The following is an 11089-nucleotide window of genomic DNA, read 5'->3' as shown; positions in this document are numbered from 1 at the left end:
CCCATCTTCCCCATGACTGCATCTCCATGTTCAGTTTAGGAAGAATAGGTCTTTCTTTGTTTTGTCTCCACCCTCTTAGCGAAGAGAAAAAACTAGTCCGCGTGAAATGCCGGCAGGACCTCGACGGCCAATTCTTCAATCACCTCTCGCGGCGCACGTTCGGATGCCTGCAGGTTGAGCGAAACATGATGCGTGCCGCTGCCGCGCATGTCCCGCAGCAACTCCCTCAGCCCATTTCGCCCGGTGCGATAGCCAAGCGAGATTGCGGTAGGCGGCTCGCCGGCATCGGCGCTCAGGTCCAGTTGCATCGCCACGCCAAAGGCGCGGAACTGCCCGGGCGCGGCACGCTCAACCGCCGCGCGCCACATGCGATAGCGCTCCCGCTGCACCGCAGGCTCGCGGTGATAGGTCATCCAGCCGATGGAATGGCGCGCGATCCAGTCGACGCTCTGCCCGCCCGAGCCCACGGCCAGCAAGGGAATGGGCGCGGGGAGCTTGGGGAGCACGAAAAACTCGGGCGTGTCGTCATGGAACTGATCCGGGATCACCCGCGAAGGCTCTCCCACCGCCGCCGCCACCGTCTCCCAGTGACGCAGGTACAAGTCGCGCCGTGCGGCCGTAGCCTGCCCAAACGCAGCGTACTCGGCAGGACGGTCGCCAGAGCCCAGGCCGAGCACGAAGCGGCCCTGCGACAACGCGCTGACTGAAATCGCCCCTTTGGCGACATGCAACGGATGCCGCAGCGTCAGCACGATAGCGCCGCTCACCAGCGCGATGCGCTCGGTCTGGCTGGCCAGCGCGCCAAGGAACACCCAGGGATCGAGATGCCCGACCGGGTCCGGGTAGCCGACGCTGTTCAGCGGCACGTCGCGCACCCACAGCGCGCGGAATCCGAGCGCGTCGGCGAGCTTGGCCAGCGCCACCTGCTCGCGGAAGTCCGCGACGACCTGACCGGATTGCAGCATCGGCAAGGTCAGGCCAAGCGAGAGGCGGCCTTCCTGGAACACGCGGTCTTGCACGGCGGCGTCATGCGGCGAAGGGGCTTCTGTCTGAGGCATTCGAGTCCTCCGGATATACCTGCGGGTCGCTGGCCCGTCTGCGGGGACCGTCTTGCATATTAGCAGTTGCCACGCGCTGGCCGCTGCGCACAACCGGATGAGCCGGGCCGATAGGAACCGATAGCGCCGGGCGGACAAGCGACAAGAAAAAAGCCCGCCCCACTTGCGTGGCGCGGGCCAAGTTTCCGTATTCTGGAAACGGGTAGACAAGTCATGAAGAGCGCCCCCGCATCTCCATGACGGAAATCATATTAGCGGGCGGCACCATTCGGGTTCTTGACCCATGTCAAATGGGCGTCCGGTTTGTGCGAAGGTAGTGCGAAGGCGGTGTTGCGATTGTATGGAGCTTGTACGGATTTGCCGGCGTCAAGCCAGGTCATCCAGCTTGACCGCAAAGCCGCGCTGCACGCCGGGACGCGCAAACAGGGCGTCGTACCAGCGCCCGACATTCGGAAACTGCTCCAGCGAGACCTGATGGCGCTCGTGGCGCCAGGCCCAGCCCAGGATCGCGAAATCCGCCACGGACAGGTCGCCGGCCACGTACTCCACCTCCGCCAGCCGCCGGTCCAGCACGCCGTAAAGGCGCCGCGTTTCTTCCGAATAGCGCTTGAGCCCATAGTGCCGGTCGGCCTCCGCCTCAACCGTGCGGAAGTGATGTACCTGGCCCGGCATGGGCCCAAAGCCGCCCATCTGCCACATCAGCCACTCCAGCACCGGCACACGGTCACGCAAGCTCGCAGGCAGGAACTTGCCGGTCTTCTCGGCCAGGTAAAGCAGGATCGCGCCGGATTCGAAGACGCTGATCGGCTGTCCATCGGGGCCATCCGCATCGACGATGGCCGGGATCCGGTTGTTGGGGCTGATGCGCAGGAAATCCGGCTGATGCTGCTCGCCCTTGGTGATGTTCACCGTCTTGACGGCATAAGGCAGCGCCATTTCCTCGAGCGCGACGCTGATCTTGCGTCCGTTCGGCGTATTCCAGGTGTGCAGGGTGATAGTCATGGAAATCGGTTCGCGATCGGTTCGTGATGAGGGGATCCAGGCTCAGCTCAAGGGCGCCGCAACGTATTGGCGGAAGCCGGCGCGCTGGCCCACGTGCGCATACCAGCGCTCGAGATTGGGCAGCGCGGGACGATCGATCTGGGCGTCCAGGCCGAACCAGCGGCGTGCGTAGGCGCCCAGCACCAGGTCGGCCAGCGTGAAGCCGCCGCCTTCCATATAGTCGCGGCCTTCCAGGTGCTGGTCGAGCAAGCGCCACAGCCCGGCCACCACGCCGGCTTCGGCCGTCAGGCGAGCCACGTCGCGTTCGGCGGCGGGCGTGCGCACGAAACCCCAGAAGACCGGCCGTTCCGCCGGCTGCAAGGTCGACAGCGCCCAGTCCAGCCAGCGGTCCACGCTGGCGCGCACCTTAGGCCCGGCCGGGTACAGCGCACCTGACTTGCCGTACTCCATGGCGAGGTAGCGCAGAATGGAATTCGACTCCCACAGCACAAAATCGCCATCGATGATGGTCGGGACGCGCCCGTTGGGATTCATGGCGAGATAGTCGGGCTCGTTGTTGCCGCCGAACTGCATGCCGGCGTCGATCCGCCGGAACGGCAAGCCAAGTTCTTCGCAACCCCACAGTACCTTTTGCACATTGACCGAATTCGCACGGCCCCAGATCGTCAGCATTCGATGTATTCCCGTTGGAGATTCCCGCGTTTCGCGCAATCTTCAACGATACACCAAGGTGCGGATCGGAGCCGCGGCCGGGCCGTTACCGCTGCGGCATATCCGCCGCCGAATACCCCAGGCTGACCGTGGCATCCTCCGGAATCGGCGGCATGCCCGCATTCCATACCAGCCAAGCCTCGCGCATCGCCACCAGCCGCTGGGGCTCGCGCTTCGCCAGGTTGGCGCGCTCGCGCTCATCGCGGCTGAGATCGAACAGGTACTCGTGTCCGTCCACCTGCAGATACTTCCAGTCGCCGTCGCGCAGCGCGCGCTGGTCGCGGTGGTTCATGCGCCAGTGCAGCGGGCGGTGGAAGCGGTGCGCCGCATCGCGCAGCAACGGCATCAGCGACACGCCGTCCAGCGGGTAGCCGGGATCGGCCTGCACGCCCGCCGCATCCAGCATCGTGGCCGACCAGTCCATCGTCATGCAGTGCTGTGCGCTGGTGCCACCCGGCGCGATCATCGCGGGCCAGTGCGCGATCCATGGCACACGGATGCCGCCCTCGGTCAGGTCCATCTTGCCGCCCACCAGCGGCCAGTTGTCCGAGAAGCGCTCGCCGCCGTTGTCGCTGGTGAAGACGATCAGCGTGTTGTCGAGCTGGCCGAGCTGGCGCAGCGCGTCCACCAGCCAGCCGATGCCCTCGTCCATGTGGCCGATCATGCGCCGGTAGGTGTGGATGTTGCCGCCGTCGAGATGGAACAGGTTGTTGCTGACCTGCGGCGCCAGCGCGGCGTCGTCGCGGGTTTCCCACGGCCAGTGCGGCGCGGTGTAATGCAGGCTCAGGAAGAACGGCGCGCCCTCCCCGCTCATGCGCGTCACGTAATCTACCGCGCGCCGCGACAGCAGATCGGTCAGGTAGCCGGGTTCCTGGTGCTGCGCGTCGTTGTGCCACAGATCGTGACGGCCGCTGGAATCACAATGCGTGAAGTAATCGACACCGCCCGCCATGGGGCCAAAAAATGCCTGATAGCCCGACAGCAGCGGCCCGAACGCTGGCGCAAAGCCCAGGTGCCATTTGCCGATCAGCGCCGTGCGGTAGCCCTGCGCTTGCAGCAGCGAGGGCAAGGTGGGATGCGCCGGCGGCAGGCCCAGCGTGTTGCTGCCCCGGCTTTTGCTGTTGATCGGCTCCTCGGCCGCGCCGCGCAGCCGGTACTGGTAGCGCGCCGTCATCAATGCAAAGCGCGTGGGAGAGCACACCGGCGAGTTGGCATAGCCCTGCGTCAGCATCAGGCCGTTGGCGGCCAGGCTGTCGAGTACCGGAGAGACCGGCTCGCGCCCGCCATAGCAGCCCAGGTCCGCGTAGCCGAGATCGTCGGCGACGATATAGATCAGGTTCGGTTTCATTCGACTTTCATGCCGGTGGCAACAATGAGTTGACGATATCGCTCGGACAGGTCCGACAACCGCCGCGCGGCCGCCGCGCCGGTGATGCCTTCGGGCTGCAGGTCCAGCGCCTGCATGCGAGCCTGCACATCGGGCCGCGCCAGCGCATCGGCGATGGCACGCTCGAGCACGCGCACCACCGGCTCCGGCGTGGCCGCCGGCACCATCGCCACATACAGTACCTCATGCTCCAGTTCCTTCATGCCAAGCTCGGCCACGGTAGCAATGCCCGGCGCCAGCCGCGAGCGCTGGTGGCTGGTCACCGCCAGCGCCGTCACCTTGCCCGCCTTGACGAAGGGCAGCATGCTGGGCGTGGCCAGGAAGCCGCCATCCACTTCGCTGCCCACCACGGCGGTCACCGCCGGCGTGCTGCCCTTGTAAGGCACATGGTTCAGCTTGAGGCCGGTGGCGCGCTGGAACTCCTCGATGGCCAGGTGGCCCGGGCTGCCGCTGCCGCCGGAGCTGAAGTTCAGGCGCTTTGCCTTGGCCTGCTTGACCAGGTCCGGCAAGGAAGCGATGCCGGACGACGGCGACGTGCCTACCAGCAAACCCGAACTGGCCAGTATCATCAAGGGCTTGAGCTCGCCGGGCCGGAACGGCATGGCGCTGTAGATATGCGGATTGACGGTAAAGGTGGTATCGATGCCGAACAGCACCGCGTAGCCATCGGCAGGGCTCTTGGCCACCGCGCCCGCGCCCAGGTTGCCGCCCGCCCCAGGCTTGTTCTCTACCACAAAGGCCTGCTTGAGCTCGCCCTGCAGCACCTCGGCCACCGAGCGGGCGAGCAGGTCTGACGGGCCGCCCGGCGGGAATGAGTTGACGAAGCGCACCGGCTTGGCCGGATAGCGCTCCTGGGCGTGCGCAGCGAGTCCCGGCGCGCAGAGCAGGAGCACAAGGGTTGCGGCCCGCAGCGGGGCGGCAAGGCGATGGAACATGGCGTGGTCTCCGTTGTTATGTGTGCACTGGCACTGCGGCGCCTCACGGCGCCATCATGCCGGACAACTCTACTTGCCATGCCGTCGATTGTTCTAATCAATCATTTCCGGCCCCATCGACGGTCCATCGCGGCCCACCGGCCACGCCGGGATGGACAGGTTGCGCGCGATGTCACACGCCACGCGCCGAAGCGCCCGCTCAAGCCCTGGCCTTGCGCAACCGCGCCGTTGCTTTCCCGGCCGAAAGCGCAGCGACGACGTTAGCCACCATCGGGTTTTCCCGCGTGGTGGACCACGCCATCGCGGTGGTCACCACGTTCACGGGCTCCTTCAGCGGCCGGACCACGACATTGTCCGGCGCGGCCTTCTTCAAGGACGCGGGAACAAGCGCGACCCCCTGCCCGCATCCCACGAAGGCGATCTGCGAAGACACCGTGCGCACCTGGTGCAGCACCCGCGGCGAGAAGCCCGCAGTGCGGCAGGTCGCGATGAGACTGTCGTAGTAGACCGGGCTGACCTGCCGGGCAAACATCACGAACTCCTCATCTGCCAGCGCCGCCAGCCTGACACGTGGCACCTCGGCCAGGGCGTGCGACCGCGGCAGCGCGACCGCCAGCCGGTCCTGCTTGAGAGCAATGGACTGGATCGACGGGCCCAGCTCCCCTTCCAGGCGCGCGAAGGCCAGATCGACATCACCGCGCTCCAGCGCGGGCACGGCGTCGACGCTATCGATCTCCGTCACGGAAATGGTCAGCTGCGGGTACGCGGCCTTGAGATGGTCGATCAGCGCAGGCAGCGTATCGAGCATCGCGGACGAGATCGCGCCGATCGTCAGGAGCCCGGTCTGCCCATGCACGGCTTCGCGCACCGCCACGTCGAGCCGCTCCAGCTGCTCCGCGAGCTTTTGCACCGCCGGCAGCAGCGCCGCGCCAACCGGCGTGAGCTGCGCGCCTCGCCTTGAGCGCTCGAAGAGCTTCACCTTGAGTGCCTGCTCCAGTATCTGGATCTGCTCGGTGACGGGCGGCTGGGACATGCCCAGCCGTTTGGCGGCACGCCCGAAATGCTGCTCCTCGGCGACAGCCAGGAACACCCAGAGGTGACGGACAAGCCGGAAATTGATCATGGCTGCCTTGATAGGTTTTACATATGGATAGCTTACCGGATTCGGAATTTACAGATTGGGCTCCATCGCCGAAAGTGCAAACCTGGCACCCGCTGGTAACCCCCTGGCAACCCGCTTTACAGGCTCGAAATGACCTCCCCCACCTCACGCTCCTTGCTCGACCGCCTCGCCGCACTCGATACCAACACGGTGTCGGATGCCCTCGATTTTTACAGCCTCCCCGGCGCAACCTTCGGCATTCGCCCGCTCTGGGACTGCCCGAAGATCGTTGGCAGGGCCAGCACCATCCAGCTGGGCCGCAAGACGGATGCCCAACCGACGGTGCACCTGATCACTCCGGTCGTCGCCGCGATCCACACCGATGACCGTGTGCTTGTGATTGCAGGCGGCATCGATGGCGTCTCCTGCTGGGGCGACATCCTGGCCAATGCCGCCACCGCCAGGCAGGTGCGCGGCTCGGTGATCGACGGCCTGAGCCGCGACATCGAAGGCAGCGAGTCGATCGGCTACCCCGTGTTCGGGCGTGGTGTCACCATGATCAGCGCGCGCAACCGGGTTGTGCAGGTGGGTGCCGGAGAACCTGTCAACTTTGCGGGCGTGGTTGTTCATCAGGATGACTACGTGCTAGCCGATCGCTGCGGCACGGTGTTCGTGGCGGCCGAGCGCATCGAAGACATCGTGGCGCTTGGCGAGCGCATTGCACGTCGCCAGGACTCGATGGTCAAGGCCGTGCCGCCGGACGCTCGGTCGCTGAAGTCATGCATGACAAGGAATTCGACGCCATCCACAGTGGAAATACCCAATGAACGCAGCAGACAAAGAACTATCGGCCTTGTTCGCAGGCCTGGATACACCGGGTGTGTCCGACGCCATGGACAAGCTGGGCCTGCCCGGCCAGTGCCTTGGCATTGCGCCGCTGGACAACTACGCCCAAGTCGTGGTCGGGCCGGCCTACACCGTCAGATACGTGTCCGCCAGCACGCCGCCGGGCACGGTCGGCGACTTCATCGATGACGTGGCCGAAGGCGACGTGGTGGTGATCGACAACGACGGCCGCACCGACTGCACGGTCTGGGGCGACATCATGACCCAGTACGCCGGCGCGCGCGGCATCGCGGCCACCGTCATCGACGGTGTGTGCCGGGATGTGGCCAAGGCGCTCGGCGACGGCTATCCGTTGTTCACGCGGGGCCGGTTCATGCGCACCGGCAAGGACCGTGTCCAGGTCGAAGCGATCAATGCGCCGGTCTCCATCGGCACGGCGCGCGTCTGCGCCCGCGACATCGTCGTGGCGGACGCCAACGGGGTGGTCGTCGTCCCGCGCGACCGGGCGCGCGAGGTTGCCGAACTGGCACGCCAGATCGAGTCCGTGGAAGCGCGGATCCGCGAGCACATCGCCAATGGGAAAACCCTCGGGGAAGCCCGCGCGGCATTGGGCTACCACACGCTGCAGAGGAAGGCCTGATGACAACCGATGTACAACGCTTGAATGAGAACCTGGCCAGCGCCCTGCCCTCGGCCACTTACCGGATGATGGACCGCGTGGCGGCAAAACGCGCATCCGGCGCGAAGGTGATTTCGCTCAGCGCGGGCGAGCCGGACTTCGATACCCCCGTGCATGTCTGCGACGCCGCGGTCGACGCGATTCGCCAGGGCCACACCCGGTACACGCAAGTCGCTGGCCTGCGCGCCCTGCGCGAAGCCGTTGCCGCCAAGTTCAGGCGCGAGAACGGGCTCGACGTGGCCTGGCAGGACACCATCGTCTGCAGCGGCGGCAAGCAGGTGATCTACAACGCCCTGGCGGCCACCCTGAACGAGGGCGACGAGGTCATTGTGCCCGCGCCTTACTGGGTCAGCTACCCGGAGATGGTCCAGCTGTGCGGGGCGCATGCCGTGGTGGTGCCGTGCGATGCGGACGTCGGGTTCAAGCTGACGCCGGCCGTCCTCGCCGCGGCGATCGGCCCGGCGACACGCTGGCTTATCCTGAATTCGCCCTCCAATCCCACAGGCGCGGTCTACACGCACGGCGAGCTGGCGGCGCTTGCCAAGGTGCTGCTGGCGCACCCGCATGTGCTGATCCTGTCGGATGACATTTACGAGCACCTGACATTTGACGGCGAGCGCTTCCATACCATCGCCGCGGTCGAGCCACGCCTGGCGGCGCGCACGCTGACGATGAACGGCGTGTCCAAGGCCTACGCCATGACCGGCTGGCGCATCGGCTTTGGCACTGGCCCGCGCTGGCTGCTTGAGGCCATGGAAAAGCTCCAGGGCCAGCAAACCTCCGGCGCCAGCGCCATCTCCCAGCACGCCGCGCTGGCAGCGCTCAGCGGGCCGCAGGCGTTCGTCGCCGACACGCGGCGGATATTCGAGGCGCGGCGCAACCTGATGGTCCGGCTGCTCAACGAAACGCCGGGGATGGCCTGCGCGGTACCCGGCGGGGCGTTCTATGCATTCGCCTCCTGCGCAGGCCTGCTCGGCCGGCGCACGCCCGCCGGCACGTTGCTGAGCACGGACGAGGACGTTGCGCTTGCGCTGCTGGACGAGGCCAACGTGGCCGTCGTGCACGGCAGCGCCTTCGGCCTTGCGCCCTACATCCGCCTTGCCTACGCGCTGGACACCGAGTCGCTGCGCCAGGCATGCCAGGCGATCCAGCGGTTCTGCATATCACTGAGTGGCTGAGCAGCTGAGCGGCTGAGCGCCGCGCGGCGTGGCGCCAGGCACCGGCGCTACGCCGCCATCCAATCCTCCCAACGAAGCGTCAAAACGACCTCGGCATGCCAAGGATGTGCTCCCCGACATAGGACAGGATCAGGTTGGTCGAGATCGGCGCGACCTGGTACAGGCGGGTTTCGCGGAACTTGCGCTCCACGTCGTATTCCGCGGCAAAGCCAAACCCGCCGTGATACTGCAGGCAGGCGTTGGCGGCCTCCCAGGAGGCATCCGCGGCCAGCAGCTTGGCCATGTTGGCTTCGGCGCCGCAGGGCTGGTGCTCGTCGAACAGCTTGGCAGCCTTGAAGCGCATCAGGCTCGCCGCCTCCACGTTGACGAACGCCCTTGCGATGGGGAACTGCACGCCCTGGTTCTGGCCGATGGGCCGGCCGAACACTATGCGTTCGTTGACGTAGCTGGTCACCTTGTCGATAAACCAGTAGCCGTCGCCGACGCACTCCGCGGCAATCAGCGTGCGCTCGGCGTTCAGGCCATCCAGGATGTACTTGAAGCCTTTGCCCTCCTCGCCGATCAGGTTCTCCGCCGGGATCTCCAGGTTGTCGAAGAAGAGCTCGTTGGTCTCGTGATTGACCATGTTGAGGATCGGCTGCACCGTCAGGCCCTTGCCGATCGCTTCGCGCAGGTCGACGAGGAAGATGGACATGCCTTCCGACTTCTTCTTGCACTCCGCCAGCGGCGTGGTCCGCGCCAGCAGGATCATGAGATCCGAGTGCTGCACCCGCGAGATCCAGACCTTCTGCCCGTTGACGACATACTTGTCGCCCTTGCGCACGGCGGTGGTCTTGATCTTGGTGGTATCCGTCCCGGTGCTCGGCTCGGTGACCGCCATGGATTGCAGGCGCAGCGCGCCGCTCGCGATCTTCGGCAGGTACTCGCGCTTCTGCTGCCCTGAGCCATGGCGCAGCAGCGTGCCCATGTTGTACATCTGGCCGTGGCAGGCGCCCGAGTTGCCGCCGGCACGGTTGATCTCTTCCATGATGACCGAGGCTTGCGTGAGGCTCAGCCCCGAGCCGCCGTATTCCTCGGGGATCAGGGCCGCCAGCCAGCCAGCGGCGGTCAGCGCATTGACGAATGCCTCGGGATAGCCCCGGGCCTCGTCGATCTTGCGGAAATACTCCGACGAGAACTGCCCGCACAAGTCGCGGATGGCTTCGCGGATTTCCTGGTGTTCATCAACTTTGTTCAGCACGAGATGTCTCCATGAGTGTTCGTCTTTGCCTGGTTCGGCTGGATCTGGAGGTGCCTGGCTTAGCCAAGCTCAGCGGTGGCGGTCATGGCGAGAGCGCCGCCCGCCTGGCGAATCCACAGCGCGACCGTCTTGCCGTCGTCGCTCAGCTTGCCGCAGGCCTGGAAACGCTGGGGCACATGGGTCGGCCGCACGCCCTTGAAGGAAAAACGGCTGACGGTGGCGTCCGGCAGGTTCCTGCGTACCAGGTCAAGGAGCAGCACGGCCAGCAACGGGCCGTGGACGATCAGGTCCGGGTAGTGCTCGACCGTGGTCACGTAGTCGTGGTCGTAGTGGATCCGGTGGCCATTGAAGGTCAGCGCGGAAAAGCGGAACAGCAGCACCGGGTCGGGCACGATTTCGCGGGACCAGTCCTCGTCCGTGCGCGCGGCGATCGGGTCCGGCACGGCCGCGCCCGGGATGGCTTCCTCGCGGTAGACGATGTCGTGCTCCTCCGTCACCGCAAGGCCCTGCGGCCCCGAGTACCGATGCTCCACGGTCACAAAGGCCAGCGAGCCGGTGCGGCCCGCCTTGGCGCTTACATCCAGGATGGTGGAAGTTTTCGACACGGCATCGCCCAGGCGCAGCGGCTGGTGAAAACGCAGGCGCCCGCCGGCCCACATGCGGCGCGGTAGCGGCACGGGCGGCAGGAACCCGCCCCGATTGGCGTGGCCGTCGATGCCCAGCTCGGACTGCCGGTGCAGCGGCAAGAAGTAGAGCCAGTGCCAGAGCGGGGGCAAGGCATCGCCGTGCACGGGCGCCGCGTCTTCGCGGTCCAGGGTCGCGCTAAGCGCCTTGACGGGAAACGCGGTGATGTCGTCCTGGGACTCGGTTGACTTACCGATCCACGCCTTCAGGTTGGCAGTGTCCATCAATCTCTCTGTGGTTATGTTCTGGTCATGGTCAGTCGTTGAT

The 11089-nt window shown here is 66.0% G+C and carries 10 protein-coding genes and 1 pseudogene; 3 read left to right on the top strand and 8 right to left on the bottom strand.

From position 1 onward, the window contains the following. Positions 1-92: 92 nt before the first annotated feature. The 6 genes from AC1RQK_RS35260 to AC1RQK_RS35235 all read right to left on the bottom strand — a co-directional run bounded on the left by AC1RQK_RS35260 (position 93) and on the right by AC1RQK_RS35235 (position 6216). Positions 93-1058: an LLM class oxidoreductase gene (locus tag AC1RQK_RS35260; RefSeq protein ID WP_492371627.1), complete on the bottom strand. Its 966-nt coding sequence runs from the start codon at positions 1056-1058 to the stop codon at positions 93-95. A 366-nt stretch (positions 1059-1424) separates the two neighbouring features. Further along, positions 1425-2060, bottom strand: a complete 636-nt coding sequence (locus tag AC1RQK_RS35255; RefSeq protein ID WP_492814024.1) for a glutathione S-transferase family protein — start codon at positions 2058-2060, stop codon at positions 1425-1427. Positions 2061-2102: 42 nt separating this feature from the next. Further along, complete coding sequence (locus AC1RQK_RS35250; RefSeq protein WP_492814022.1) at positions 2103-2732, bottom strand: glutathione S-transferase family protein; 630 nt, start codon at positions 2730-2732, stop codon at positions 2103-2105. An 85-nt stretch (positions 2733-2817) separates the two neighbouring features. Beyond that, the gene (locus tag AC1RQK_RS35245) at positions 2818-4119 is read right to left on the bottom strand and encodes a sulfatase family protein (protein WP_492814020.1); all 1302 of its coding nucleotides are present in this window, start codon (positions 4117-4119) and stop codon (positions 2818-2820) included. Beyond that, a complete protein-coding gene (locus tag AC1RQK_RS35240) occupies positions 4116-5093 on the bottom strand; it encodes a Bug family tripartite tricarboxylate transporter substrate binding protein (protein ID WP_492371623.1) in 978 nt (325 codons plus the stop codon). Before AC1RQK_RS35240 ends, AC1RQK_RS35245 begins: the two co-directional genes overlap by 4 nt. A 199-nt stretch (positions 5094-5292) precedes the next feature. Beyond that, positions 5293-6216 carry a LysR family transcriptional regulator gene (locus AC1RQK_RS35235; RefSeq protein WP_492814018.1) on the bottom strand — a complete coding sequence of 308 codons (924 nt, stop codon included), beginning with the start codon at positions 6214-6216 and terminating at the stop codon, positions 5293-5295. 129 nt (positions 6217-6345) lie between these two features. Here AC1RQK_RS35235 and AC1RQK_RS35230 point away from each other — a divergent pair. The 3 genes and pseudogenes from AC1RQK_RS35230 (at position 6346) to AC1RQK_RS35220 (ending at position 8898) form a co-directional block, all read left to right on the top strand. Next, positions 6346-7022 (top strand): annotated as a pseudogene (locus AC1RQK_RS35230) (RraA family protein). Continuing rightward, on the top strand, positions 7019-7681 hold the full coding sequence (locus AC1RQK_RS35225) for an RraA family protein (protein WP_492814016.1): 663 nt from the start codon (positions 7019-7021) through the stop codon (positions 7679-7681). Before AC1RQK_RS35230 ends, AC1RQK_RS35225 begins: the two are co-directional and overlap by 4 nt. Continuing rightward, positions 7681-8898 carry a pyridoxal phosphate-dependent aminotransferase gene (locus AC1RQK_RS35220; RefSeq protein ID WP_492371619.1) on the top strand — a complete coding sequence of 406 codons (1218 nt, stop codon included), beginning with the start codon at positions 7681-7683 and terminating at the stop codon, positions 8896-8898. Before AC1RQK_RS35225 ends, AC1RQK_RS35220 begins: the two co-directional genes overlap by 1 nt. A 79-nt stretch (positions 8899-8977) precedes the next feature. Here AC1RQK_RS35220 and AC1RQK_RS35215 read toward each other — a convergent pair whose 3' ends face one another. Continuing rightward, positions 8978-10138 (bottom strand): acyl-CoA dehydrogenase family protein, encoded by a 1161-nt coding sequence (locus tag AC1RQK_RS35215; protein WP_492814014.1) that lies wholly within the window; start codon positions 10136-10138, stop codon positions 8978-8980. A gap of 59 nt (positions 10139-10197) precedes the next feature. Further along, positions 10198-11046 carry an HTD2 family dehydratase gene (locus tag AC1RQK_RS35210; RefSeq protein WP_492814012.1) on the bottom strand — a complete coding sequence of 283 codons (849 nt, stop codon included), beginning with the start codon at positions 11044-11046 and terminating at the stop codon, positions 10198-10200. Positions 11047-11089 lie beyond the last annotated feature (43 nt).

The sequence above is a fragment of the Cupriavidus sp. GW822-FHT02D05 genome (genome assembly GCF_058802485.1).
The sequence above is the reverse complement of the archived record's forward strand: the minus strand, read 5'-3'. Positions and strand labels throughout refer to the sequence as shown.